The 25,000-nt window shown below is 72.0% G+C and carries 25 protein-coding genes and 2 pseudogenes; 12 read left to right on the top strand and 15 right to left on the bottom strand.

What is annotated here, in order from left to right; genetic code table 11:
* Positions 1 to 373 (bottom strand): annotated as a pseudogene (locus ABZV94_RS20560) (hypothetical protein); the annotation flags it as partial.
* Between the two features lie 345 nt (positions 374 to 718).
* A complete protein-coding gene (locus ABZV94_RS20555; protein ID WP_356342096.1) occupies positions 719 to 1,393 on the bottom strand; it encodes a PH domain-containing protein in 675 nt (224 codons plus the stop codon).
* Positions 1,394 to 1,530: 137 nt separating this feature from the next.
* Here ABZV94_RS20555 and deoC point away from each other — a divergent pair, with 137 nt between their 5' ends.
* The 3 genes from deoC to ABZV94_RS20540 are packed head-to-tail and all read left to right on the top strand — an operon-like array spanning position 1,531 to position 4,804.
* Entirely contained in the window at positions 1,531 to 2,490 is a 960-nt protein-coding gene (gene deoC / locus ABZV94_RS20550) for a deoxyribose-phosphate aldolase (protein WP_356342105.1), read from the top strand.
* Positions 2,491 to 2,496: 6 nt separating this feature from the next.
* Positions 2,497 to 3,927, top strand: a complete 1,431-nt coding sequence (locus ABZV94_RS20545) for an aldehyde dehydrogenase family protein (protein WP_356342094.1) — start codon at positions 2,497 to 2,499, stop codon at positions 3,925 to 3,927.
* On the top strand, positions 3,920 to 4,804 hold the full coding sequence (locus tag ABZV94_RS20540; RefSeq protein WP_356342091.1) for an aldehyde dehydrogenase family protein: 885 nt from the start codon (positions 3,920 to 3,922) through the stop codon (positions 4,802 to 4,804). The genes ABZV94_RS20545 and ABZV94_RS20540 overlap by 8 nt, the downstream gene beginning before the upstream one ends.
* 90 nt (positions 4,805 to 4,894) lie before the next feature.
* Here the strand turns inward: ABZV94_RS20540 and ABZV94_RS20535 are convergent, their stop codons facing one another.
* Entirely contained in the window at positions 4,895 to 5,296 is a 402-nt protein-coding gene (locus ABZV94_RS20535) for a hypothetical protein (protein WP_356342089.1), read from the bottom strand.
* Positions 5,297 to 5,423: 127 nt separating this feature from the next.
* On the opposite strand from ABZV94_RS20535, the gene ABZV94_RS20530 reads away from it, so the two are divergent.
* Positions 5,424 to 6,056, top strand: coding sequence for a uridine kinase (locus ABZV94_RS20530; protein WP_356342087.1), 633 nt, complete (start codon positions 5,424 to 5,426; stop codon positions 6,054 to 6,056).
* A gap of 172 nt (positions 6,057 to 6,228) precedes the next feature.
* Here ABZV94_RS20530 and ABZV94_RS20525 read toward each other — a convergent pair whose 3' ends face one another.
* Positions 6,229 to 6,963 carry a SigE family RNA polymerase sigma factor gene (locus ABZV94_RS20525; protein WP_356342085.1) on the bottom strand — a complete coding sequence of 245 codons (735 nt, stop codon included), beginning with the start codon at positions 6,961 to 6,963 and terminating at the stop codon, positions 6,229 to 6,231.
* A gap of 242 nt (positions 6,964 to 7,205) precedes the next feature.
* Between ABZV94_RS20525 and afsQ1 the strand changes: the two genes are divergently transcribed.
* The 5 genes from afsQ1 to ABZV94_RS20500 all read left to right on the top strand — a co-directional run bounded on the left by afsQ1 (position 7,206) and on the right by ABZV94_RS20500 (position 11,118).
* On the top strand, positions 7,206 to 7,883 hold the full coding sequence (afsQ1, locus tag ABZV94_RS20520; protein WP_015493330.1) for a two-component system response regulator AfsQ1: 678 nt from the start codon (positions 7,206 to 7,208) through the stop codon (positions 7,881 to 7,883).
* Positions 7,880 to 9,469, top strand: a complete 1,590-nt coding sequence (locus tag ABZV94_RS20515) for a HAMP domain-containing sensor histidine kinase (RefSeq protein ID WP_356342082.1) — start codon at positions 7,880 to 7,882, stop codon at positions 9,467 to 9,469. The genes afsQ1 and ABZV94_RS20515 overlap by 4 nt, the downstream gene beginning before the upstream one ends.
* Positions 9,466 to 10,068 carry a hypothetical protein gene (locus tag ABZV94_RS20510; RefSeq protein WP_356342080.1) on the top strand — a complete coding sequence of 201 codons (603 nt, stop codon included), beginning with the start codon at positions 9,466 to 9,468 and terminating at the stop codon, positions 10,066 to 10,068. The genes ABZV94_RS20515 and ABZV94_RS20510 overlap by 4 nt, the downstream gene beginning before the upstream one ends.
* 176 nt (positions 10,069 to 10,244) lie before the next feature.
* Positions 10,245 to 10,808, top strand: coding sequence for a VanZ family protein (locus ABZV94_RS20505; protein WP_356342078.1), 564 nt, complete (start codon positions 10,245 to 10,247; stop codon positions 10,806 to 10,808).
* Positions 10,809 to 10,917: 109 nt separating this feature from the next.
* Complete coding sequence (locus tag ABZV94_RS20500; protein ID WP_189817805.1) at positions 10,918 to 11,118, top strand: PspC domain-containing protein; 201 nt, start codon at positions 10,918 to 10,920, stop codon at positions 11,116 to 11,118.
* Positions 11,119 to 11,212: 94 nt separating this feature from the next.
* Here the strand turns inward: ABZV94_RS20500 and ABZV94_RS20495 are convergent, their stop codons facing one another.
* Together ABZV94_RS20495 and ABZV94_RS20490 are read right to left on the bottom strand one after the other, a co-directional pair.
* Positions 11,213 to 11,596 carry an ATP-binding protein gene (locus ABZV94_RS20495; RefSeq protein ID WP_356342076.1) on the bottom strand — a complete coding sequence of 128 codons (384 nt, stop codon included), beginning with the start codon at positions 11,594 to 11,596 and terminating at the stop codon, positions 11,213 to 11,215.
* 151 nt (positions 11,597 to 11,747) lie between these two features.
* Positions 11,748 to 12,911: an adenosine deaminase gene (locus ABZV94_RS20490; RefSeq protein WP_356342073.1), complete on the bottom strand. Its 1,164-nt coding sequence runs from the start codon at positions 12,909 to 12,911 to the stop codon at positions 11,748 to 11,750.
* Positions 12,912 to 13,045: 134 nt separating this feature from the next.
* On the opposite strand from ABZV94_RS20490, the gene ABZV94_RS20485 reads away from it, so the two are divergent.
* The gene (locus ABZV94_RS20485; RefSeq protein ID WP_356342071.1) at positions 13,046 to 13,807 is read left to right on the top strand and encodes an alpha/beta hydrolase; all 762 of its coding nucleotides are present in this window, start codon (positions 13,046 to 13,048) and stop codon (positions 13,805 to 13,807) included.
* A gap of 43 nt (positions 13,808 to 13,850) precedes the next feature.
* Here ABZV94_RS20485 and ABZV94_RS20480 read toward each other — a convergent pair whose 3' ends face one another.
* Positions 13,851 to 14,804, bottom strand: coding sequence for a LysR family transcriptional regulator (locus tag ABZV94_RS20480; RefSeq protein WP_356342068.1), 954 nt, complete (start codon positions 14,802 to 14,804; stop codon positions 13,851 to 13,853).
* Between the two features lie 62 nt (positions 14,805 to 14,866).
* On the opposite strand from ABZV94_RS20480, the gene ABZV94_RS20475 reads away from it, so the two are divergent.
* Positions 14,867 to 16,156 carry an MFS transporter gene (locus ABZV94_RS20475; protein WP_356342066.1) on the top strand — a complete coding sequence of 430 codons (1,290 nt, stop codon included), beginning with the start codon at positions 14,867 to 14,869 and terminating at the stop codon, positions 16,154 to 16,156.
* A gap of 180 nt (positions 16,157 to 16,336) precedes the next feature.
* Positions 16,337 to 17,350, top strand: a complete 1,014-nt coding sequence (locus ABZV94_RS20470) for a sigma-70 family RNA polymerase sigma factor (protein WP_356342064.1) — start codon at positions 16,337 to 16,339, stop codon at positions 17,348 to 17,350.
* Here ABZV94_RS20470 and ABZV94_RS20465 read toward each other — a convergent pair.
* The 8 genes and pseudogenes from ABZV94_RS20465 to ABZV94_RS20430 form a co-directional block, all read right to left on the bottom strand.
* Positions 17,234 to 17,620: an STAS domain-containing protein gene (locus ABZV94_RS20465; RefSeq protein ID WP_356342061.1), complete on the bottom strand. Its 387-nt coding sequence runs from the start codon at positions 17,618 to 17,620 to the stop codon at positions 17,234 to 17,236. The two genes, ABZV94_RS20470 and ABZV94_RS20465, sit on opposite strands and share 117 nt — an antisense overlap.
* A 33-nt stretch (positions 17,621 to 17,653) precedes the next feature.
* Positions 17,654 to 17,734 (bottom strand): annotated as a pseudogene (locus ABZV94_RS20460) (Uma2 family endonuclease); the annotation flags it as partial.
* Positions 17,735 to 17,838: 104 nt separating this feature from the next.
* Positions 17,839 to 19,116 carry a thymidine phosphorylase gene (locus ABZV94_RS20455; protein WP_356342103.1) on the bottom strand — a complete coding sequence of 426 codons (1,278 nt, stop codon included), beginning with the start codon at positions 19,114 to 19,116 and terminating at the stop codon, positions 17,839 to 17,841.
* 80 nt (positions 19,117 to 19,196) lie between these two features.
* Positions 19,197 to 19,601 carry a cytidine deaminase gene (locus ABZV94_RS20450; protein ID WP_356342059.1) on the bottom strand — a complete coding sequence of 135 codons (405 nt, stop codon included), beginning with the start codon at positions 19,599 to 19,601 and terminating at the stop codon, positions 19,197 to 19,199.
* Positions 19,598 to 20,884: an ABC transporter permease gene (locus ABZV94_RS20445; RefSeq protein WP_356342056.1), complete on the bottom strand. Its 1,287-nt coding sequence runs from the start codon at positions 20,882 to 20,884 to the stop codon at positions 19,598 to 19,600. Before ABZV94_RS20445 ends, ABZV94_RS20450 begins: the two co-directional genes overlap by 4 nt.
* Positions 20,884 to 22,011 (bottom strand): ABC transporter permease, encoded by a 1,128-nt coding sequence (locus ABZV94_RS20440; protein WP_356342054.1) that lies wholly within the window; start codon positions 22,009 to 22,011, stop codon positions 20,884 to 20,886. The genes ABZV94_RS20445 and ABZV94_RS20440 overlap by 1 nt, the downstream gene beginning before the upstream one ends.
* Positions 22,008 to 23,534: an ABC transporter ATP-binding protein gene (locus tag ABZV94_RS20435; RefSeq protein WP_356342100.1), complete on the bottom strand. Its 1,527-nt coding sequence runs from the start codon at positions 23,532 to 23,534 to the stop codon at positions 22,008 to 22,010. The genes ABZV94_RS20440 and ABZV94_RS20435 overlap by 4 nt, the downstream gene beginning before the upstream one ends.
* A gap of 199 nt (positions 23,535 to 23,733) precedes the next feature.
* The gene (locus ABZV94_RS20430) at positions 23,734 to 24,789 is read right to left on the bottom strand and encodes a BMP family ABC transporter substrate-binding protein (protein ID WP_356342051.1); all 1,056 of its coding nucleotides are present in this window, start codon (positions 24,787 to 24,789) and stop codon (positions 23,734 to 23,736) included.
* Positions 24,790 to 25,000 lie beyond the last annotated feature (211 nt).

The raw sequence follows: 25,000 nt of genomic DNA, 5'->3' as shown, positions 1-25,000 counted from the left end.
GTACGGCCACCGCCCAGACCGACGCCAGGACGATCAGGGCGGCCGGCCACAGCGCCCCGGGCCGCAGCGCGACCAGCAGCGCCGCCGACACCGGCGCCGACACCGGCACGATCTCCGGGCGCACGCACAGCCACAGCCCGTGCAGCGCCAGCAGGGCCGCCGCCCACGGGCGCCATCCGGCGGGCAGTGCCAGCAGCCCGGTGATCCCCGCCGCGACCACGAAGGCGGTCATCAGGTGCCCGGTCCGGGAGGGCAGCGGCACCCAGCGCGGTGGGAGCGCGTCGAGCCAGCGGCGGGGGTGCTCACCGCTCCACGCGGGGCAGCCGGCGGGCAGGTCCGCGGGGGGCAGCGGCGGTCCGGGGGTCGTACTCATGGTTGTCCAGACACTCGACGGCGGCGAAGGGTTGGGGGACCGGCCGCCGGCCGCCTGGGCGCGTCTCCCGCCGCCGGTACGGCCGCGGCGGGCATCCCGGTCGCGGCTGTCGGCACGGGCGCCGCCGCGAAGGAGCCGGGCCGCCCGGCCGGGCAGGTCACCCCGGGGGCACGGCCCTCAGCCCGGGAACGAGAAGGCAGGGCGAAGCGCGCAGCACGGCCCGGCGCCGAGAAGCACCCGGCGGCGCGCCCGGGCCCAGCCGGCCGGCCCCGCACACAAACGGCGGCAGGGTGCAGTCGGCCCCGCACACGAGCGGCAGGCGGCCTTCGGCCGTCCGAGGCTCTCTCAGCCCACCGCCAGCAAGATCGCCAGCAGCACCGCTCCGGCGACCGCCGGTGCGGCCACCTCGTAGGCCCAGCGCACGGTGATCTCGCCCTGCGCCGACTCGGCGTCCCCGCGCCGCTCCAGCATGTCCCCCAGGTCGGCCATGATCTGGTCGGTCTGCGCCCGGGTCTGCCCGGTCTCGGGGCCGCGCGCGCCGAACCCGCCGAGGCCGAAGCCGCCCGGCGCCCGGCCCCGGGCCGCGTCCGCCGCCGCCCGCTGCTGCCGGCGGATCGCCTTCTTGCGGGCCCGCAGCGAGACGGGGATGGCCCACAGCTGGTACTTGGTGCCGGACTTGGCGATGACCTCGTTGGAGTAGCCGGAGCGCAGGCCGGCGATCTCGCCCCAGGGCAGGGTGATCACCCGGAACGGGTTGCGGACGCGCAGCCGGTCCTCGCCCGCGAACACCGCCGGGCGGAGGGTGAAGGCGAGGACCAGCGGCACGATCAGGATCATCCCGGCCAGCGCCAGCCACGGGGTCCGGCCGTGGCCCTTGGTCAGGGCGTCGAAGCCCAGCCAGAGGACGACCAGGAGCAGCAGCGCGCCACCCACCAGCCCCAGGGGGGAGCGGTAGATGCGGTCCTTGGCGACGGGCGCAGGGGGCTGCGGCGCGGGTGACGGGTGGTCGGGGGTGGTCATGGCCCCGATTCTGCACGACGCCGTCCGCGGGCCGGCCACGCGCCCGGGAACCGGCGCCCATCCGTGATCTCGCACTGCGGAGACGAGCACCGGGGGTGTACAGCCGCTACGCGCGTAGATATGCTCGTCTGGTGACCATGCCCACTACCGCACCCACAGCTCACGCTCTCGCTGACGTCACCGCGTCCGACAGCACGCTGCGCCGCTTCCTCCACGGGCTGCCCGGCGTCGACGCGGTCGGCCTGGAGGCGCGCGCCGCGTCCCTCGGCACCCGTTCCATCAAGACCACCGCGAAGGCGTACGCCATCGACCTCGCCATCTCGATGGTCGACCTGACGACGCTGGAAGGCGCGGACACCCCGGGCAAGGTCCGGGCGCTCGGCGCCAAGGCGGTCCACCCCGACCCCACGGACCGTACGACCCCGACGACGGCCGCGGTCTGCGTCTACCCCGACATGGTGGCCGTCGCCAAGGAGGCCGTCGCCGGGTCCGGCGTGAAGGTCGCCTCGGTGGCCACCGCCTTCCCGGCCGGCCGTGCCGCGCTCGACGTGAAGCTGGCCGACGTGCGCGACGCCGTCGCCGCCGGCGCCGACGAGATCGACATGGTCATCGACCGGGGCGCGTTCCTCGCCGGCAAGTACCTGAAGGTGTACGACGAGATCGTCGCCGTGAAGGAGGCCTGCGGGACGAGCGCCCGCCTGAAGGTCATCTTCGAGACCGGCGAGCTGTCGACGTACGACAACATCCGCCGCGCCTCCTGGCTCGGCATGCTGGCCGGCGCCGACTTCATCAAGACGTCGACGGGCAAGGTCGCCGTCAACGCCACGCCCGCGAACACCCTCCTCATGCTGGAGGCGGTCCGCGACTTCCGGGCCCAGACCGGCGTCCAGGTCGGCGTGAAGCCGGCCGGCGGCATCCGCACCAGCAAGGACGCGATCAAGTTCCTGGTCCTGGTCAACGAGACCGCGGGCGAGGACTGGCTGGACAACCACTGGTTCCGCTTCGGCGCCTCCTCGCTCCTGAACGACCTGCTGATGCAGCGCCAGAAGCTGGCCACCGGCCGCTACTCCGGTCCCGACTACGTGACGGTGGACTGATCCCCCATGGCATTCGAGTACGCACCCGCCCCCGAGTCCCGCGCGATCGTCGACATCGCGCCCTCGTACGGCCTGTTCATCGACGGCGAGTTCACCGAGGCCGCCGACGGCAGGGTCTTCAAGACGGTCTCCCCCTCGACCGAGGAAGTCCTCTCCGAGGTGGCCCAGGCCGGCGCCGAGGACGTCGACCGTGCCGTCAGGGCCGCCCGCAAGGCGTTCGAGAAGTGGTCCGCGCTGCCCGGCTCCGAGCGCGCCAAGTACCTGTTCCGCATCGCCCGGATCATCCAGGAGCGCAGCCGCGAGCTGGCGGTCCTGGAGACGCTGGACAACGGCAAGCCGATCAAGGAGACCCGCGACGCGGACCTCCCGCTGGTTGCCGCCCACTTCTTCTACTACGCGGGCTGGGCCGACAAGCTCGGCCACGCCGGTTTCGGTCCGGACCCGAAGCCGCTGGGCGTGGCCGGCCAGGTCATCCCGTGGAACTTCCCGCTGCTGATGCTGGCGTGGAAGATCGCCCCGGCCCTCGCGACCGGCAACACGGTGGTCCTGAAGCCCGCCGAGACGACCCCGCTGTCCGCGCTGTTCTTCGCGGACATCTGCCGCCAGGCCGGCCTGCCCAAGGGTGTCGTCAACATCCTCCCGGGCTACGGCGACGCGGGCGCCGCGCTGGTCGCGCACCCCGACGTGAACAAGGTCGCCTTCACCGGCTCGACGGCCGTCGGCAAGGAGATCGCCCGGACGGTCGCCGGCACCGGCAAGAAGCTCACCCTCGAACTGGGCGGCAAGGGCGCCAACATCGTCTTCGACGACGCGCCGATCGACCAGGCCGTCGAGGGCATCGTCAACGGCATCTTCTTCAACCAGGGCCAGGTCTGCTGCGCGGGCTCGCGCCTGCTGGTCCAGGAGTCGATCCTGGACGAGCTGCTGGACTCCCTCAAGCGCCGCCTGTCCACGCTCCGCCTCGGCGACCCGCTGGACAAGAACACCGACATCGGCGCGATCAACTCCGCCGAGCAGCTGGCCCGGATCACCGCGCTGGCCGAGCGGGGCGAGGCGGAGGGCGCCGAGCGCTGGTCCCCGGCCTGTGAACTCCCCTCCGCCGGCTACTGGTTCGCCCCGACGCTGTTCACGAACGTCACCCAGGCGCACACCATCGCCCGCGACGAGATCTTCGGCCCGGTGCTGTCGGTCCTCACCTTCCGTACGCCCGACGAGGCCGTCGCCAAGGCCAACAACACCCAGTACGGCCTCTCGGCCGGCATCTGGACCGAGAAGGGCTCGCGCATCCTGGCCGTCGCGAACAAGCTGCGCGCGGGTGTCGTCTGGTCCAACACGTTCAACAAGTTCGACCCGACCTCGCCCTTCGGCGGCTACAAGGAGTCGGGCTTCGGCCGCGAGGGCGGCCGCCACGGCCTGGAGGCGTACCTCGATGTCTGACCGACTCAGTGTGTTCAAGACCTACAAGCTGTACGTCGGCGGGAAGTTCCCGCGTTCCGAGAGCGGCCGGGTGTACGAGGTGCAGGACTCGAAGGGCAACTGGCTGGCCAACGCTCCGCTGTCCTCCCGCAAGGACGCCCGTGACGCGGTGGTCGCCGCGCGCAAGGCGTTCGGCGGCTGGTCCGGCGCGACCGCCTACAACCGCGGCCAGGTCCTCTACCGCGTCGCGGAGATGCTGGAGGGCCGCAGGGAGCAGTTCGTCCGGGAGGTCGCGGACGCGGAGGGCCTGTCGAAGTCGAAGGCGGCGGCCGTCGTGGACGCGACGATCGACCGCTGGGTCTGGTACGCGGGCTGGACGGACAAGATCGCCCAGGTGATCGGCGGCGCCAACCCGGTCGCGGGCCCGTACTTCAACCTCTCCTCCCCGGAGCCGACCGGCGTGGTCGCCGTGCTGGCCCCGCAGGAGTCGTCCTTCCTCGGCCTGGTGTCGGTCGTGGCCCCGGTGATCGCCACCGGCAACACGGCGGTCGTGATCGCCTCCGAGAAGGCCCCGCTGCCGGCCCTGTCCCTGGGCGAGGTGCTGGCCACCTCCGACGTCCCCGGCGGTGTCGTCAACGTCCTGTCCGGCCGTACGGCGGAGATCGCGGCGCCGCTGGCCGCCCACCAGGACGTCAACGCGATCGACCTCGCGGGCGCGGACGAGGTGCTGGCGAAGGAGCTGGAGATCGCCGCGGCCGACAATCTGAAGCGGGTACTCCGTCCACAGGCTGTGGATTACTTCGAGACGCCGGGGATCGAGCGGATGACGGCGTTCCTGGAGACGAAGACGGTGTGGCATCCGACGGGGTCGCTGGGCGCCGGCGGCTCTTCCTACTGACGGACCCCGGGCGGGGAACTGCGGACACCTGCCGGCCGCGAGGGCGTTGCGGCCGGTCGCGCAGTTCCCCGCGCCCCGTGGGCGGCGCTTTCAGCGGCCCAGGGACCCCAGGACCTGCCCCACCACCGGGACGCTGCCCAGCGAGGGCGCCTGGGCCAGCGGACGCGTCAGCATCTGGGAGCCGACCGGCTTGAAGTCGGCCAGCTGGGTGCCCACGCCGTTGTCGAGCGGGTCCACACCCGTGCCCGCGAGCGGGTTGGGCTTGAGGCCGGCGACCGGACCGGTCACGTAGCCCACCATGCCGGTCAGGGCGCGCACGCCTGCCTGCGGGTCGATGTTGCCCATGTCGACGGGGCGGTAGTTGAGGCCCACGCCGGGGACCGAGTCGGCGGACGCCGTCGCCGCCCCCGCGCCCAGGGCCGCTCCGGCGGTCGCGAGGACGATCAGGGCGCGCTGCGCGGTGGAGTGCAGGGGGGAGGTGTGTCGGGCCATCGCTGGTGCCACCTTCTGGTGCGCAGGGTAAGGATGTCGACACGTAGGGTAGTTGAGGTGAGACTCACGCTCAAAAGCCGACCCGCGGGGTCGGCAGGGCGCCCCCCATGCGTCAAACTGGTGTTCCGTGAGCATTCATCCCCCGTCTCCCGCCCGTGTCGTGCTGCTGTGCGGTCCCTCGGGCTCGGGCAAGTCCCTCGTCGCCGCCCGTTCCGGGCTCCCCGTGCTGCGCCTGGACGACTTCTACAAGGAGGGTGACGATCCGACTCTGCCCCTGGTGGAGGGGAGTTCGGACATCGACTGGGACCACCCGCAGTCGTGGGACGCGGACGTCGCGGTCGAGGCCATCGCCCGGCTGTGCGCCACGGGGTCGACGCCGGTGCCGGTGTACGACATCGGGCTGAGCGCCCGTACCGGCGAGGAGACGCTGCACATCGGGCGTACCCCGCTGTTCATCGCGGAGGGCATCTTCGCCGCGGAGATCGTCGAGCGCTGCCGGGAACGGGGCCTGCTCGCGGACGCGCTGTGCCTGTCCCGGGGTCCGGTCACCACCTTCCGGCGGCGCTTCCTGCGCGATCTGAAGGAGGGCCGCAAGTCGGTGCCGTTCCTGCTGCGCCGCGGCTGGCGGCTGATGCGCGCCGAGCGGTCCATCGTCGCCCGCCAGGTGTCGCTCGGCGCGCACCCCTGCGACCGGGACGAGGCGCTGGGCCGGCTGGCCGCGGCGGCGGGCCGGCAGGTACGGCAGCGGACGGCGGCGTAACGCTCGTACGCACCCCGTACGCACGCGGAACGGGGTCGGCAGGCCCCCCCGGCCCGCCGACCCCGTTCCCGTTGCTCCCCCCGTTCCCCCGTTGTCCCCCGTTGTCCCCCGTGTTTCCCCGAAGGCCCACCCCCCAGTGGCCCCCCGTTTTCCCCCGTCGTCCCCCAGGGCCTCAGGCGACCAGTTCGCCGAAGGCGTCCTCCTCGTCACGGCCGAAGCTGAGGACCTCGTCCTCGCGCAGCCGGCGCAGCGAGCGCCAGATGCTGGACTTCACCGTGCCGACACTGATGCCGAGGATGTCCGCGATCTCCGGGTCCGTGCGGCCCTCGTAGTAGCGCAGGACCAGCATGGTGCGCTGGAGTTCGGGCAGCCGGGACAGCGCCTGCCACAGGACCGCGCGCAGTTCGGTGCCGCGCATCGCGTCCGTCTCGCCGGGCGTCTCCGGCAGTTCCTCGGTCGGGTACTCGTTGAGCTTGCGGCGCCGCCAGGCGCTGATGTGCAGGTTGGTCATGGTGCGGCGGAGGTACCCGCCGACCGCGGCCTTGTCGCTGATCCGGTCCCAGGCCCGGTACGTCGAGAACAGCGCGCTCTGCAGCAGGTCCTCGGCCTCGAAGCGGTCACCGGTCAGGTGGTAGGCGGTGGCGTACAGGGAGGCGCGGCGCTCCTGGACGTAGGCGGTGAACTCCGCTTCGGTCAGCGAACGGCGCTCCCCCGAGTCCTCCCTGTACGCGGCTCCCCCGTGAGCTTCCCCCCGTGTGTCAACCACCGCCATGTACGCGGTGTGCTGACGCCCGGTGCCGCGAGCGCACCCCCGCCCGCTCACGGCACCGGACTTCTCCGGTCCCCGGTGCACGTCGTGCAGACGCGTGACCACTGCGCTGGTGCTGATGCTGTGCAGCGTGTTCATCTCGCGCTCCCCGTCGTGGACTTCCGGTGACTCCGTCTTGCCCTGGGCTGGTTCCGGCCGGCGGCCTTGCCCGTGCCCAAAAGACTGCCGGGGTGACTTCATGGCCGTGTCTGCCGACTGTCACAGACCTGTCACAGGGGTTCCGCCCAGGCAGGTCACCCACCGCGCACAGGCGGTGGCGTTACGGATGGCCTGGTGCCGGCAGGTCGTACGGCGGCCCCTCCATGGGCCAGAATGAGCCCGTGCCTTCCCTGTTGCTGATCGAGGACGACGACGCCATCCGTACGGCCCTGGAGCTCTCCCTGACGCGCCAGGGACACCGGGTGGCCACCGCTGCCAGCGGCGAGGACGGTCTGAAGCTGCTGCGCGAGCAGCGGCCGGACCTCGTCGTGCTGGACGTGATGCTGCCCGGCATCGACGGGTTCGAGGTGTGCCGGCGCATCCGGCGCACGGACCAGCTGCCGATCATCCTGCTGACCGCGCGCAGCGACGACATCGACGTCGTGGTCGGGCTGGAGTCCGGCGCCGACGACTATGTCGTCAAGCCGGTCCAGGGGCGGGTGCTGGACGCCCGGATCCGGGCCGTGCTGCGCCGCGGGGAACGCGAGTCCAGCGACTCGGCGACTTTCGGCAACCTCGTCATCGACCGGTCGGCGATGACCGTCACGAAGAACGGCGAGGACCTCCAGCTGACGCCGACCGAGCTGCGGCTGCTGCTGGAGCTGAGCCGGCGGCCCGGTCAGGCGCTGTCCCGGCAGCAGCTGCTGCGGCTGGTGTGGGAACACGACTACCTCGGTGACTCGCGCCTGGTCGACGCGTGTGTGCAGCGGCTGCGCGCGAAGGTGGAGGACGTGCCGTCGTCACCGACGCTCATCCGTACCGTCCGTGGTGTCGGCTACCGCCTGGACGCCCCTCAGTGACCGATACGCAAGGGGGGCTGCGCGGCTGGGCCGCGGGGCGCAAGGGAAGTCTGTCGCGGCTCAGGTTCACCAGCCTCAGGCTGCGCCTGGTCGTCGTCTTCGGGCTGGTGGCCCTCACGGCCGCCGTGTCGGCGTCCGGCATCGCCTACTGGCTCAACCGGGAGGCCGTGCTCACCCGCGCCCAGGACGCGGTGCTGCGCGACTTCCGGCAGGAGATGCAGAACCGCGCGGGCGCGCTGCCGGAACACCCGACGCAGGACCAGGTGCAGCGCGCGGCCGGCCAGATGGCCGCCAGCAGCCAGCACTTCAGCGTGCTCCTGGTCGCCCAGGACGCCGACGGCAAGACCGTGTACGGCAACTCGGGCGGCATCAACGGCTTCTCGCTGGAGGACGTGCCCCCGTCGCTGCGGGCCGCGGTGACCAGGCGGCAGAGCGTGACCGACTCCAACAAGGAGCCGTACCACCTGTACTGGCAGCGGGTCGTGGACCACGGCACGCCCTACCTGGTGGCCGGTACGCGCGTGATCGGCGGCGGCCCGACCGGCTACATGGCGAAGTCCCTGGAGCCGGAGGCGAAGGACCTCAACTCGCTGGCCTGGTCGCTGGGCATCGCCACCGGACTCGCCCTGATCGGCGCCGCGCTGCTCGCGCAGGCCGCCGCGACGACCGTGCTGAAGCCGGTGCACCGGCTGGGCGTGGCCGCCCGGCGGCTCGGCGAGGGCAGGCTGGACACCCGGCTGCGGGTGTCCGGCACCGACGAACTCGCCGATCTGTCCCGGACGTTCAACAACGCGGCCGAGGCGCTGGAACAGCGGGTCGCGGAGATGGCCGCGCGGGACGAGGCCTCCCGCCGCTTCGTCGCCGACATGAGCCATGAACTGCGCACGCCGCTCACCGCCATCACCGCCGTCACGGAGGTGCTGGAGGAGGAGCTGGAGGCGGAGACCGGCAGCATGGACCCGATGATCGAGCCCGCCGTCCGGCTCGTGGTCAGCGAGACCCGGCGGCTGAACGACCTCGTCGAGAACCTGATGGAGGTCACCCGCTTCGACGCGGGCACCGCCCGGCTGGTCCTGGACGACGTCGACGTCGCCGACCAGATCACCGCGTGCATCGACGCCCGCGCCTGGCTGGACGCGGTCGAGCTGGACGCCGAGCGCGGCCTCCACGCCCGGCTGGACCCACGCCGCCTGGACGTCATCCTCGCCAACCTGATCGGCAACGCCCTCAAGCACGGCGGGTCGCCGGTGCGGGTGTCGGTCCGGGAGGCGGACGACTCGGTCGAGATCCAGGTCCGCGACCACGGGCCCGGCATCCCCGAGGACGTCCTCCCGCACGTCTTCGACCGCTTCTACAAGGCGAGCGCCTCCCGCCCGCGCTCGGAGGGCAGCGGGCTCGGCCTGTCCATCGCCCTGGAGAACGCCCACATCCACGGCGGCGAGATCACCGCGGCCAACTCACCCGACGGCGGAGCGGTGTTCACGCTCCGGCTGCCACGGGACGCCTCCCGGCTGACGGAGGAGGACGGCACGGACACCAAGGGCGGCGAGAGCGGCCAGCACGGATCGGGGAAGGAGGGGTCATGACCGTACGACGCCTGCTGGCGCTGCCCCTCCTGGGCGTGCTGCTCACCGGCTGCGGCATCCGGGCCACGGAGGTGCCGACCGACTTCGGGCCGGCGCCGTCCCGGGTGCCCTGCTCGCTGGCCGGGCCCGACGTGTCCGCGCAGTCCTCGCGCGGGGTGCCGGTGCAGGTGTTCCTGCTGTGCGGGGCGTCCCTGGTGGCCGTCGACCGCACGGTGCGGGTCCCCGAGGGCACCCCGGACGCCCGGCGCCGGGTGATCGTGGCGCAGGGACTGCTGGACCAGCTGGCCACGTCGCCGTCCGCCGCGGAGCGCTCCGCGGGCTACACGACGCACGTGCCGGGCGGCCTGCGGGTGAGCGGGCCCGGCCGGAAGGACCCGGAGGACACGCTCCGGCTGAGCACGGCGCCGTCCCGGCTCACCTCCTACGCCCTGGCCCAGCTGGTGTGCACCCTGTCCGACTCGGCGGCGACGGAGGACGACGGCTCGGTCATCCTGGCCGGCCCCGCCCCGGGCCCCTTGCGCCGCTACGCCTGCACGGACGAGGTCCGCGACCACCCGGGCACGACCCAGCCGCCGTCGAGCGGGGTACCGGACGCGTAGCCGCCGCGCCTCGCTTGGGGGACGTCCCGGTTGCCCTTCGGCGCGGGGTCGCGTCGTGGGCAAGTGAGCCGAGGGACCGGCAAGCGGACCCACCCGGCCCGGCCACCCCGCACGGCAACAAGCCAAAACGTTTCCACGGCGGAACCAATCGGGCCCGCCCCCGCGTCTAGGGGGTCGTGCAGCGTCAAGGCTCCATCGGCGGCAGCGCCGCGATCCGCATCCGTGTGACGGGAGGTGTCCTCCTCGTCGCACATCTCGCCCTCGTCGCCTGGCTGATGCTGCGCCCCCTGGACGTCCCCTGGGTGATGCCCCCGAACCTGCGCCCGCTGGCCGGCATCCGGGCCGACCTGGCGCTGGGCTGGCCGCAGGCGGTCAGACCCCTCGGCGAGGGAATCGCGCTGCTCGCCCCGCTGGGCGTGCTGCTGCCGATGGCGCACGGCAGGCTCACCGCCTCCCCGGTCGCGTCCCTGATCCGCACGGCCGCGGCCGGCGCCCTCGTCTCCCTCGGCATCGCCCTGTTGCAGACCGGCGTGCCGGGCAGGGTCGTGGACGTCGACTCGCTGCTGCTGAACACGGCGGGCGTCGTGCTGGCCCACCTGGCCGTCGTACCGGCGGCCCGCGCCCGGCTGCGACGACGCGACGCGCGGGAACCCGGTGCGCCCGAGCCGGCGGCCTCCGTCCAGGAGGAGCAGTCTCAGGGCCGCACCCCGACGATTCCCAGGGTCGGGATCGCCCCTTAGAGTGATGCTTCGTCCCCTTCGTCTCCGTACCGTTGAAGGCAGTTGAGGGGCCCCGCACCGGGGCCCGCCACCGGCTCGTGAGCGAGCCGACGACCACGGAGGAGCCGACATGACCGCCCTTGCCCGCCCCACCCACGGCCGCGTGATCGGCGGAGTCTGCGCCGGACTGGCCCGGCGCTTCGGCACCTCGGCCACCACGATGCGGGTGATCTTCCTGGTGTCCTGCCTGCTGCCGGGCCCGCAGTTCCTGCTCTACATAGCGCTGTGGCTGCTGCTGCCGTCGGAGGACAAGGCCCGCACCGCCTGGTGAGCCCGGACGCCGGCGCGCGCACGGGCCCGGACATGCCACAGGGGCGCGTCCGGACATACCGGAGCGCCCCGCGCGCGTCGGACGGAAGCCGGACTCAGCCGACCGGGATGCCGTTGATCGGCACCCCGTGCGTCGGCAGGCCCTGCAGCGGCAGCCCGCCGAGCAGGCCGGCGACCGGCTTGGTCGGCCCCTCGGCGAGGACGCTCTCGGCGACCGGCTGCGCGGTGGCCGCGCCCTTGCCGACGGCCGGCAGAGCCGCGGCGACACCCCGCTTGGCCACGGGCTTCAGCGTCTTCACGGCACCGCTGTCCGGCAGCGCCTCGATGACCTGCTCGGGCGGCAGCGTCTTGGTGACGGTGTTCAGCGTCTGGCCGGCGTCCGGGCCGACCGGGGCGGCGTCGGCCGCGCCCGCACCGGCGGCGGCGAAAGCGGCGCCGAGGGCGGCGACACCGAGGGTCCTGGCAGCAGACTGCTTCATGGTGAATGCGTCCTTGCATGCGGAGACGGGAGATCACGAACGATCTGAGCGGTCCACGACCGTAAACATCCCCGGCCGCACCCCGCAAACACCGAAATGCGGACGCCTTGTGAAAGTGCGCCCGCACTCCGATCCGGCGAGGACCGGGCCGCTACCCGTCAGAACCGGCAGAACCGCTGGTAGACGCGGTCTGCCGGAACAGCCATTCGGATTTCAGTTCCGCATATCCGGGCTTGATGACGTCATTGATCATCGCGAGTCGTTCATCGAAAGGAATGAACGCTGATTTCATCGCATTGACGGAGAACCACTGAAGATCGTCGAGCGTGTAGCCGAACGCCTCGACGAGGTGCTCGAATTCCCGGCTCATCGTGGTGTGCGACATCAGCCGGTTGTCGGTGTTCACGGTGGCCCGGAAGTGCAGCCGGCGCAGCAGCCCGATGGGGTGCTCGGCGTAGGAGGGCGCGGCGCCGGTCTGGAGGTTGGAGCTGGGGCACAGCTCCAGCGGGATCCGCTTGTCCCGCACGTAGGAGGCGAGCCGGCCCAGCTTCACCGAGCCGTCCTCGCGGACCTCGATGTCGTCGATGATCCGCACCCCGTGTCCGAGCCGGTCGGCACCGCACCACTGGAGCGCCTGCCAGATGGACGGCAGCCCGAAGGCCTCGCCGGCGTGGATGGTGAAGTGGTTGTTCTCGCGCTTGAGGTACTCGAAGGCGTCCAGGTGCCGGGTGGGCGGATAGCCGGCCTCGGCACCGGCGATGTCGAAGCCGACCACGCCCGAGTCCCGGTAGCGGTTGGCGAGTTCGGCGATCTCCAGGGAGCGCGCGGCGTGCCGCATGGCGGTCAGCAGGGCGCCGACCCGGATCCGGCGGCCGTTCTCGCGGGCGAGCCGCTCCCCCTGCCGGAACCCCTCGTTGACGGCTTCGACGACCTCCTCCAGGGCCAGCCCCCCGTCGAGGTGCTGCTCGGGCGCGTAGCGGACCTCGGCGTAGACGACCCCGTCCTCGGCGAGGTCCTCGGCGCACTCCCGGGCGACCCGGATCAGGGCCTGCCTGGTCTGCAGGACGCCGACGGTGTGCCGGAAGGTCTCCAGATACCGTTCCAGCGAGCCGGAGTCGGCGGCCTCCTGGAACCAGAGGCCCAGCTTGTCCGGATCGGTCTCGGGAAGGCCGGCGTACCCGGTCTCCCGTGCGAGGTCCACGACGGTGCCCGGCCGGAGCCCGCCGTCGAGATGATCGTGCAGCAGTACCTTGGGCGCCCGGCGGATCTGGTCCGCGGTGGGGGCGTGCCCGGTCGGTGCGGTCTGGCTCGTCATTTCCGCACTCTAACTCCTACGCGCGTAGAGGGCCCGCTGCGCGCGTCAGCGGTTTTCCGGCTCTCCTCCGTCGATACGCAACGGTGACCGCGCGTACGGGTTTCGTACACCGCGCCTTCTGACACTGTTCTGTCATGGGACAGCAAGCGACGCCGGTCCGAACGGCCGGGCTGGGGAAGGCGGTCGGCGCGGAGCCGACGTCGGTGAGCGGAGCGGTGCTGCTGCTCCCCGGCGGGCAGGAGGCCTCCGTCCGCCGGCCGTCCCCTGTCCGGGCGCTGACCCTCGTGCGCTCCCTGGGCCGCGCGCTCGCCCGCGCGGGCCGGGCCGAGGGGCTGGCCGTCCATCCCGTGCGGTACCGCTACCGCGGCTGGAACGGCAGCGAGGCCCACCCGGCGGCGGATGCCGAGTGGGCCGCCGACGAGGTCGTACGACGGTACGGGGACGTTCCCGTGTGCCTGGTGGGCGTGGACATGGGCGGGCGTGCGGCGCTCCGGGCCGGCGGGCACGAGGCGGTCAACTCCGTGGTGGCGCTGGCGCCGTGGCTGCCGGAGGAGGACGTCGCCGCGCCGGCCGAGCCGGTGAAGCAGCTGGCCGGGCGGCGGGTGCTGATCGCCCACGGCACGAACGACGAACGGACCGATCCCGAGCTGTCGTTCCGGTACGCGGCGCGGGCGAAGAAGGCGAACCGGGAGGTGTGCCGGTTCGAAGTGCACTCCGACGGGCACGGGTTGCACGGGTACCGGCACGAAGTGCTGTCCCTGACGGTGGACTTCGTGATGGGCGCGCTGTTCGGGCACTCGGTGTCCCGCCCGGTGGAGGACGCGTTGGCCGCGCCGCCGCCGATCGGCCTGAGGATGCCGCTGGCCGCGGGGTTCGGCACGTCGTGGAAGCGGTAGGACCGGGTGCTTCCGGCCGGGTTCCGGTGCGTCGCCACCCCTTCTAGGCGGGCAGCAGGTTGCCCCTCCGGGAGAGCAGGAACTTCTTGAACGCGGCCACCGGCGGGGTGTCCGGGCGGTCGGCCGGCCAGGCCACACCGATCTCCCTCACCGCCCTCGGGGCCGTCACCGTCAGCTCCACCACCCCCGGGCGCGGGACCGTCGGCGGCGGCAGCAGGGCGACCCCCAGGCCCGCCGCCACCAGGCCCCGCAGCGTCTCCGCCTCCTCCCCCTCGAAGGCGATGCGGGGCTTGAAGCCGGCCTCCCGGCAGAGGTCGTCCGTGATGCGGCGGAGGCCGTAGCCCGGCTCCAGGGTGACGAAGGTCTCCTCGGCCGCTTCCGCCAGGCGGACGCGGCGGCGGGCCGCCAGGCGGTGGTCCGCGGGGACGACCAGGCGCAGCTTCTGCTCGTCCAGGCGGCGGGCGACCAGGTCGGGGGCGTCGGGGACCGGTGAGGTGAGGCAGAGGTCGAGTTCACCGGCGCGCAGTCCTTCCAGCATGGCCTCGCCGTAGTTCTGGACGAGGCTGAAGCGCACGCGCGGGTGGTCGGCGCGGAAGGCGTGCAGCAGGCCGGGTACGGTTTCCGCGCCCATGGTGTGCAGGAAGCCGAAGGCGACCTTGCCGGTGGCCGGGTCGGCGTCCGCGCGGACCTCCTCGGCGGCGCGCGCGACCTCGGCGAGGGCCCGCTCGACGGACGCCAGGAAGGTGCGGCCGGCGGTGGTCAGGGAGACCGAGCGGCCGTGGCGGGCGAACAGGTCGACGCCCAGGTCCTGCTCCAGGCGGACCATCGCGCGGGACAGGGTGGACTGGGGGACGTCCAGCTCCCGCGCGGCCCGGGTGACGTGCTCGGTGCGGGCCACGCCGGCGAAGTAGGCGAGGCGGGGCGCGAGCAACAGCGCCATGTCTTCTATGTCACTGGACGGTGACAGTCGAGTCTGTGAGCTCTGCTGATGCGCCATGGGAACGATTATGGCGATTCCATGCATTGGACGCATGAGCGGGGCGTCTCTACGGTCGAGGTATGTCTCCCGCCAGTACCGGGGCGTCCACCGGCGTGGGCGCCGTTCCGTCCGTCCGTACCACCGACTCCGACTCCGACTCCCGGCTGACCCCGGGCGGCCCCGGCTACCGCCGGATGAGCCTCGCCCTGTTCCTGGCCGGAGTCGCGACCTTCGCCCTCCTGTACTCCACCCAGGCCCTGCTGCCGCTGATCTCCGGGGAGTTCGGGGTCGCGGCGAGCGAGGCGAGCTGGACCGTGGCCGCCGCGACCGGCGGGCTGGCGCTGTTCGTCCTGCCGATGAGCGCGCTGTCGGAGCGGTTCGGGCGCCGCACGGTGATGACCGCGTCGCTGGCCGTCGCCGTCACCGTCGGCATGCTCGTGCCCTTCGCGCCGTCGCTGGGCGCGCTGGTGGTCCTGCGGGCGCTCCAGGGCGCGGCGCTGGCCGGGCTGCCCGCCTCGGCGCAGGCGTACCTGGCGGAGGAGGTGCGGCCGAAGGCGCTGGTCACGGCGATCGGACTGTTCGTGGCCGGCAACAGCGTGGGCGGCATGAGCGGCCGGGTGATCACCGGCTGGGTCGCGCAGGAGTGGGGCTGGCGGGTGTCGGTCGGGGTGATCGGCGCGCTCGCGGTCGCCTGCGCGGTGGCGTTCCGGCTGCTGCTGCCGGCGCCGAGGCACTTCACGGCGGGTTCGCTGCGCCCGCGGCTCCTGCTCGGCACCGTCCGCGGCCACCTCTCCGACCCGCTGCTGCGGCGCCTGTACGCGATCGGCGCGCTGTTCATGACGGTGTTCGGCGGTGTCTACACGGTGATCGGCTACCGGCTGACGGCGGCGCCGTTCGGGCTGCCGCAGGGCATCGTGGGCTCGATCTTCCTGGTCTACCTGGTGGGTACGGTCTCCGCGTCGGCCGCGGGCCGGCTGGTGGGCCGTTTCGGCCGCCGGGGGGCGCTGTATCTGGCGGGCGGTACGACGGCGGCGGGCCTGCTGCTGTCCCTGACCGCCTCCCTGGTGCTGGTCCTTGCGGGCCTGGTGCTGATCACGGCGGGCTTCTTCGCCGGGCACGCGGTGGCCTCCTCGGCGGTGAGCAAGACGGCCACCCGCGGCCGGGCCCAGGCGTCGGCGCTGTACCAGTCCGCGTACTACATCGGCTCCAGCGCCGGAAGCACCGTCGGCGCGCTGGCGTTCCACGCGAACGGCTGGGCGGGCACGGTCGGGGTCGGCCTCCTCGCGGTCCTCGGCGTCGTCACGATCACCGTCCTGGGCTCGCGGGCGGCCCGGGCGGCGGCCGGCCCGGAGCCGGTGGGCGCGCACTGAGACCGGCCGGGAGCCGGTGGGCGCGCACTGAGGCCGCGCACGCCGCTCAGCTTCCTTGAGTGACCGTTCTGAGCTGGTCTTTTTCCCACTCCGGGGGCCATTGTCAGTGGGCTGCGGTAGCTTCCCAAGTGCTGGGGCGCGAAGGCGCGCTACAGGGACGGCCACAGGGGTGGGTGGACGATGGGCAACAGCACGGCGACGCCGGATCTGGACGTCGCACTGGAGAAGCACCGGACCGAGCTGACCGGGTACTGCTACCGGATGCTCGGTTCCTCCTTCGAGGCCGAGGACGCGGTGCAGGACACCCTGGTGCGGGCCTGGCGCAGCTACGACAAGTTCGAGGGCCGTTCCAGCCTGCGCTCGTGGCTGTACCGGATCGCGACGAACGTGTGCCTGGACATGCTGGCGGCGGGCAGCAAGCGGGCCCGTCCGGTGGACCTGTCGGAGGCGACCCCGCTCGCGCAGGCGGCGCTCACCCCGCGCCCGGACAACACCTGGCTGGAGCCGGTGCCCGACGCGCGCGTGCTGCCGACCGTCCAGGACCCCGCGGAGGCGGCGGTCGCCAAGGAGTCGATCCGGCTCGCCTTCATGGCGGCCCTCCAGCAGCTGCCGCCCAAGCAGCGGGCGGTGCTGATCCTGCGGGAGGTGCTGGCCTGGAAGGCGAGCGAGGTGGCCGAGCTGCTGGACACCACGGTCGCCTCGGTGAACAGCGCCCTGCAGCGGGCCCGGGCCACGCTCGCCGAGCGCGGGGACGCGGGTGCCGAGGGAGCGGTGTCCGATCCGCTGGACGAGGAGCAGCAGAAGCTGCTGGAGCGCTACGTCACGGCGTTCGAGGGCTATGACATGACGGCGCTGACGGCGCTGCTGCACGAGGACGCCATCATGACGATGCCGCCGTTCGACCTGTGGCTGCGCGGCACCGCGGACATCACGGGCTTCATGACCACCATGGGTGCCTCCTGCGCCGGTTCCCGGCTGCTGCCGGTCCAGGCCAACGGCCTGCCGGGCTTCGCGCACTACAAGCCGGACCCGGAGAACGGCGGGTTCAGCCCGTGGGCGGTGCAGGTGCTGGAGATCTCAGACGGCCGGATCACCGGATTCCACTGCTTCCTCGACACCCAGCGCTGGTTCCCCCTCTTCGGTCTGCCCCTCCACCTGGAAGCGGAGTCCGACGAGGCCGAGAAGGGCGTGTAGCGCGGGGTCGGGGTCCCGCAGCCGTATCCGCCCGCCGGCCCGGCGGGCGGTCAGCTCCAGCCGGGCCAGCAGGTCGACGACCGCCAGTCCCGGCGGCCCGAGCCCGCCCACGTCGCACACGACCACCCGGGTCCCGCCGGCTTCCAGCAGTGCCCGCACATCGGCGCACAGCCCCGGCACGTCATCCCGACGAACGGGCCCGGGCAGCACCAGCACGGCGGGGGTCTCGGCATCCACGTGCGGTAGACCGGCGGAGCGGGCGGAACTCATCGGGGGGTGGTACCGGGCCGGGTGCCGGTCCGGCCCGGCGGGCCATTCCATCTCCTCCCAGTACCGGACGAGGTCGTCCCAGTACTGGTCGGGATCCTGGCTGACGGTGAGTGCCCTCGCGGCGGTCTCCTATCGGTGCGTCGTCACCGATCCCAGCATGCGGAACGGGACCGGTGGAGGCCCACCGGTCCCGTTCACCCGAAAGGGAAATCCCCAGGTCAGGCGATACGTTCCCGTACCACCGGCGTGGCCTGGAAGGCCGTGCCCGGGGCCGCGATGTCGTAGGAACCCGCCACCGCCTGGAGCGCGTAGTCGAAGCGCTCGGGGGTGTCGGTGTGCAGGGTCAGCAGGGGCTGGCCCTCGGTGACCGTGTCGCCCGGCTTGGCGTGCAGCTCGATGCCCGCGCCCGCCTGCACCGGGTCCTCCTTGCGGGCCCGGCCGGCGCCGAGGCGCCAGGCACCGACCCCGATGTCGTACGCGTCGAGGCGGGTCAGGACGCCGGAGGCCGGGGCCTTGACGACGTGCTGCTCCTTCGCGATGGGCAGCGGCGCGTCCGGGTCGCCGCCCTGCGCCGCGATCATCCGGCGCCAGACGTCCATCGCCGAGCCGTCGGCGAGCGCCTTCGCGGGGTCGGCGTCCTTGATCCCGGCCGCGTCGAGCATCTCGCGGGCCAGGGCGATGGTCAGTTCCACGACGTCGGCGGGGCCGCCACCGGCCAGGACCTCGACCGACTCGCGGACCTCCAGCGCGTTGCCCGCGGTCAGGCCGAGCGGGGTGGACATGTCCGTCAGCAGCGCGACCGTCTTCACGCCGTGGTCGGTGCCGAGGCCGACCATCGTGGAGGCCAGCTCGCGGGCGTCCTCGATGGTCTTCATGAAGGCGCCGGTGCCCACCTTCACGTCCAGGACCAGCGAGCCGGTGCCCTCGGCGATCTTCTTGGACATGATCGAGGAGGCGATCAGCGGGATGGCCTCGACCGTGCCGGTGACGTCGCGCAGCGCGTAGAGCTTCTTGTCGGCGGGGGCCAGACCGTCGCCCGCGGCGCAGATCACCGCACCCGTGGTGTCCAGGACGTTCAGCATCTCCTCGTTGGAGAGCAGCGCGCGCCAGCCGGGGATCGACTCCAGCTTGTCCAGGGTGCCGCCGGTGTGGCCGAGGCCCCGGCCGGAGAGCTGCGGGACGGCCGCGCCGCAGGCGGCGACGAGCGGGGCCAGCGGAAGGGTGATCTTGTCGCCGACGCCGCCGGTGGAGTGCTTGTCGGCCGTCGGGCGGGACAGCGAGGAGAAGTCCATGCGCTCGCCGGAGGCGATCATGGCCGCGGTCCAGCGGGCGATCTCGCGGCGGTTCATGCCGTTCAGCAGGATCGCCATGGCGAGCGCGGACATCTGCTCGTCGGCGACCTCGCCCCGGGTGTACGCGTCGATGACCCAGTCGATCTGCTCGTCGGTCAGCTCACCGCGGTCCCGCTTGGTGCGGATGACGGAGATGGCGTCCATGGCCATGGCGGGTGTGGTTCCTTCCGGGAGGTGCGAAGTGCGCGGCCCCCCTGCGAGCGGGGCAGGGGGGCCGTACGGCCTTACTGGGTGAGATGGTCCGGGCCGAAGGCCTGGGGCAGCATCTCGGAGAGCGGGAGGACGCCCGCCGGGGTGTCCAGCAGCAGGTCGGGGCCGCCGAACTCGTAGAGCAGCTGGCGGCAGCGGCCGCACGGGACCAGCAGGGCACCGGTGCGGTCGACGCAGGTGAAGTGCGTCAGCCGGCCGCCCCCCGTGCGCTGGAGCTGGGAGACCAGCCCGCACTCGGCGCACAGGCCGAGGCCGTAGGAGGCGTTCTCCACGTTGCAGCCGGTGACCGTGCGGCCGTCGTCCACCAGGGCCGCCACGCCGACGGGATAGCCGGAGTACGGGGCGTAGGCGTGGGTCATGGCGTCCCGCGCCTCGGCGCGCAGGGCCTCCCAGTCGAAGTCGGCGGCGTGCCCGGTCACTTGCCCTGGCCCTTCCGGTAGCGCATGCCGTCCGCCTTCGGCATCCGCAGGCGCTGCGCGGACAGCGACAGCACCAGCAGGGTGACGACGTACGGGGTGGCGCCGACGAAGTCGCTCGGGACCTCGTCGGTGAGCAGGTACCAGACGAGGACCAGCGCGGCCATGACGGCACTGACCACGCCCTGCACCAGGGCCTTCTTGTAGAGCTTCCAGCCGGCCAGCAGCGCGAGCAGGACGACCAGCAGCAGCAGAAGGGCGTGGACGGTCACGCCGCCGTTGCGCAGCTGGAGCGCGTCGGAGTAGCCGAACAGGCCCGCGCCCATGGCGAGGCCGCCCGGGCGCCAGTTGCCGAAGATCATGGCGGCGAGACCGATGTAGCCGCGGCCGCCGGTCTGGCCCTCCAGGTAGGTGTGCGAGGTGACCAGCGCGAGGAAGGCGCCGCCGAGGCCGGCGAGGCCGCCGGAGATGGCCACGGCCGCGTACTTGTACTGGTAGACGTTGACGCCGAGCGACTCGGCGGCGACCGGGTTCTCACCGCAGGAGCGCAGCCGCAGCCCGAACGGGGTGCGCCACAGCAGCCACCAGCTGCCGACGAACAGCAGCACGGCGATGATCGTCACCACGGACAGGTTGGTGATCAGGCCGCCGATGATGCCGGCGAGGTCGGAGACCAGGAACCAGTGGTGCTTCTCGATCGAGGCGAGGCCGTCCGAGAGGCCGGGCACGGTGACGTCGGGCAGCGTGTCCGCGGGCGGGGACTGCTTGGGGTTGCCGCCCGCCTCCGCGGCCTTGCCGTCGGCGAAGAACAGCTTGGCCAGGTACTGGGTGGCGCCGAGCGCGAGCAGGTTGACGGCGACACCGGAGACGATGTGGTCGACGCCGAAGGTGACGGTGGCGACGGCGTGCACCAGGCCGCCGAGGACGCCGAAGGCGATGCCGCACAGCAGGCCGAGCCAGGGGCTGGACTGCCAGCCGACCCAGCCGGCGCCGAAGGTGCCGAGGATCATCATGCCTTCGAGGCCGATGTTGACCACGCCGGCCCGCTCCGACCACAGGCCGGCGAGGCCGGCGAGGCCGATCGGTACGGCGAGGCCGAGGGCGGCGGCGACCTGGCCGGCGGAGTCGAGCTGGTTGGCGCCGGTGATCACGCGGACGGCGGCGACGAGCAGCAGCGCGCCCGCGACGATCATGAGGATGAGGCCGAGGGAGCGGCCGGAGCGCTGCGGCGCGCCCGCCGCCTTGGGAGCCGCCGGCGGCGGCGCGTCGGTCATCGTGGCAGTCATCACGCCACCTCCTGCTTCTTCGTCGGGGCGGCGGCCTGGGCGGCGAGTTCGGCGCCGACGCGCTGCTGCTGGCGCTTGAGCCCGTAGCGGCGTACGACCTCGTAGGCGATGACGACGCACAGCACGATGACGCCCTGGATGACGCCGAGGATTTCCTTGTCGTAGCCCTGGAATTCCAGGTGGTTGGTGGTGCGCTCCAGGAAGCCCCAGAGCAGTGCGCCGAGCGCGATGCCGACCGGGTGGTTGCGGCCGAGCAGGGCGATGGCGATGCCGGTGAAGCCGATGCCGGCCGGGAAGTCGTTGCTGAACTGGTGGCTGTCGTTCAGCAGGGTCGGCATGCCGATCAGACCCGCCACCGCACCCGAGATGATCATGCTGGTGGCGACCATCTTCTTCACCCCGACACCGCTCGCGGCGGCGGCGGTCTCGGACTGGCCGACGGTGCGCAGGTCGAAGCCGAACCGGGTGCGGCCGAGCACGAACCAGTACGCGACGCCAACGAGCACGGCGATGACGATGAAGCCCCACAGCTCGCCGGCCGGGCCGGTGTCGAAGCTGAAGAAGTACGAGGACGACGGCAGCGGCTTGGTGGAGACGAGGGTGCCGGCCTGGTCCAGCTGGCCGAGCTTGCCGGGCTGGAGCAGGTAGGCGATGACCGCGGTGGCGATGGAGTTCAGCATGATGGTCGCGATGACCTCGCTGACGCCCCGGGTCACCTTCAGGACGCCGGCGATGGCCGCCCACAGGGCGCCGGTCGCCATGGCGCAGAGGATGATCAGCGGGATGGCGATCCAGCCGGGCACGGTGAGCGCCCCGCCGAGGACGGCGGCGATGAACGCGGCGAGCCGGTACTGGCCGTCGACACCGATGTTGAACAGGTTCATGCGGAAGCCGATGGCCACCGCGACACCCGCGAGGTAGTAGGTCGTCGCCTTGTTCAGGATGTAGACCTGGCTGTCGCTGGCGAAGCCGTAGGTCACCATGTCGCTGAAGGCGTCGCCGGGGTTCTTGCCGGTCGCGAGGATCACCAGGGTGGTGACGACGAGCGCGGCGACGACCGCCAGCAGCGGCGCGGCGACGCCGAGGAGCAGCCGCTCCTTGTCGATCCGTGAGGTCAGCTTGTTCATCGCGCGTCGTCCTCTGTGTGCTCCAGGTGGCCGGTGGCCGCACCCGTCATGGCGGAGCCCAGTTCTTCGGGGGTGATCGTGGCGGGGTCGGCGTCGGCGACCAGACGGCCGCGGTACATCACCCGCAGGGTGTCGGACAGCCCGATCAGCTCGTCCAGGTCGGCGGAGATCAGCAGCACGGCCAGGCCCTCGCGGCGGGCCTCGCGGATGTAGTCCCAGATGGCCGCCTGCGCGCCGACGTCCACACCGCGGGTGGGGTGGGCGGCGATGAGCAGCTTGGGGTTGTGGCTCATCTCCCGGCCGACGATCAGCTTTTGCTGGTTGCCGCCGGACAGGGAGGCGGCGGTGACGTCGATGCCGGGGGTGCGGACGTCGTAGGCCTCGACGATGCGCTGGGTGTCGGCGCGGGCGGCCTTGAGGTCGAGCAGTCCGCCGCGCGAGTTGGGCTTCTCGGTGACGTGGCCGAGGATGCGGTTCTCCCACAGCGGCGCTTCCAGCAGCAGGCCGTGGCGGTGGCGGTCCTCGGGGATGTAGCCGATGCCGGACTCGCGGCGGTCGCGGGTGGGTGCGTGGGAGATGTCGGTGCCGTCGAGGGTGACGACGCCGGCGTCGGGGCGGCGCATGCCCATGATCGCCTCGACCAGTTCGGACTGGCCGTTGCCCTCCACGCCGGCGATGCCGAGGACCTCGCCCTTGTGGATGGTGAAGGAGATCTCGTCCAGGATGATCCGCTCGATGCCGTCGAGGTCGGTCTGCGCGAGGTGCAGCCCGTCCACCGTGAGCATCGGGACGTCCGTGACCGTGGACTCCTGGGTCTCCGGGGTGGGCAGCTCGCTGCCGACCATCAGCTCGGCGAGCTGCTTGGGGGTGGTGCCGCGCGGGTCGACGGTGCCGACGGTGGTGCCGCGCCGGATGACGGTGATCTCGTCGGCGACGGAGAGCACCTCGCCCAGCTTGTGCGAGATGAAGATGACGGTGAGGCCCTCGGCCTTGAGCTCGCGCAGGTTGTCGAAGAGGGCGTCGACCTCCTGCGGCACGAGGACGGCGGTGGGCTCGTCCAGGATGAGGGTCTTGGCGCCGCGGTAGAGGACCTTGAGGATCTCCACGCGCTGGCGGTCGGCGACGCCGAGTTCCTCGACCAGGGCGTCGGGGCGGACGCCGAGGCCGTAGGCGTCGGAGATCTCCTTGATCCGGGCGCGTGCCCTGCCCCCGATGCCGTGCAGTTTCTCCGCGCCGAGGACGACGTTCTCCAGCACGGTGAGGTTGTCGGCGAGCATGAAGTGCTGGTGCACCATGCCGATGCCGCGGGCGATGGCGTCGCCGGGGTCGTGGAAGACGACCTGTTCGCCGTTCACGGTGATGGTGCCCTCGTCCGGCTGCTGCATGCCGTAGAGGATCTTCATCAGGGTGGACTTGCCGGCGCCGTTCTCACCGCACAGGGCGTGGACGGTGCCCGTGCGGACCGTGATGTCGATGTCGCGGTTGGCGACGACGCCGGGGAAACGCTTGGTGATGCCGCGCAGTTCGACGGCAGCGGGAGGGCTGGACGCGTTGATGGCGCACTCTCCTCGGGGAAAGGGGCTGCGTAGGGGAGGTGGCAGGCGTCGGCGACGCTAGCGCGGCAACTCCGCGCTACACGCGTAGAGTTGACACATTGTTATGGCTCGGCGGGGGCTCCGAAGGGCGCCCCCGCCGAGCCGGGGTCCGGCGGGACCCATCAGGTCACGGGGTGGTCTTGACCTTGATCGAGCCGTCGACGATCTTCTTCTGCGCCGCGTCCAGCTTCGCCTTTATGTCGTCGATGAAGCCACCGCTGGTGGCCAGCGAGACGCCGTCCTTGGCGAGCGAGTAGGTGTTGGTGCCGGTCAGCGGCTTGCCGTCGTGGACCGACTTGACCAGGTCGTAGACACCGACGTCGACGTTCTTGACGACCGAGGTCAGGATCGAGTTCTTGTACTTGGCCAGACCCGGGATGGTGTACTGGTCCGAGTCCACGCCGATGGCCCAGGCGCCCTTCTTGCCGGCCACGGCCTCGATGGCGCCGTTGCCGGAGGAGCCGGCCGCCGAGTAGATGACGTCCGCGCCGTTGTCGAGCATGCCCTGCGCGGCCTCCTTGCCCTTGTCGGGGCTGGCGAAGCCGGAGGTGTCCGAGCCGTGGGACAGGTACTGCGTGTCGACCTTGATCTTCGGGTTGGTGTCCTTGACGCCCTGGACGTAACCCGCCTCGAACTTCTTGATCAGCGGGACGTCGACACCGCCGATGAAGCCGACGTGCTTCGTCTTGGTCTTCAGCGCGGCCGCGACACCGGCCAGGTAGGAGCCCTGCTCCTCGGTGAAGGTGATGCTGTCGACGTTGTTGCCCTGCACCACCGAGTCGACGATGCCGAAGGTGGTCTTCGGGTACTTCTTGGCGACCTTGTCCATCGAGGCGGCGTAGGCGTAGCCGACACCGATGACGGGGTTGTACCCCGCGTCGGCCAGGTCCGACAGGCGCTGCTCGCGGTCGGCCTCGGTGTCCGAGGTCTTCGCGGTCAGCTCCTTGACGTCGCCGCCGAACTCCTTCTTGGCCTTGTCGACACCGCGCGCGGCGGAGTCGTTGAACGAGCGGTCGCCACGGCCGCCGACGTCGAAGGCCAGACCGACCTTGACGCCCTTGCCGCCACCCGAGGCGGACGAGCCCGTCTCGTTGTCGGAGGAGGTGCTGCCACAGGCAGTGGCAGTCATGGCGAGTGCTGCGGACGCGATACACGCAGCGGAAAGCTTGGCTACCCGGCGCACGGGAAGGCTCCTTCACCTGACCTGAGCGCCTTGGCGGCGCTTGATGTGAGCACCGTGTCGGTGCTCCAGCCGAGACGCCCCGGCGGCGTCGGCTTCGCGGCATCGTAACGCGCGTAGATGTCGCAAAAAACCCTCTCGCGAAGCCGTTATCGATTCGAGGCAAACACTGCCTGAACTCGGTGTCTTGGTCCTCTCACAGCACTGTTGCGGA

The organism is Streptomyces sp. NPDC004658, assembly GCF_040609555.1.
Lineage (GTDB): Bacteria > Actinomycetota > Actinomycetes > Streptomycetales > Streptomycetaceae > Streptomyces.
Note: the sequence above shows the minus strand (reverse complement) of the source record. Positions and strands in the feature narration are given on the sequence as shown.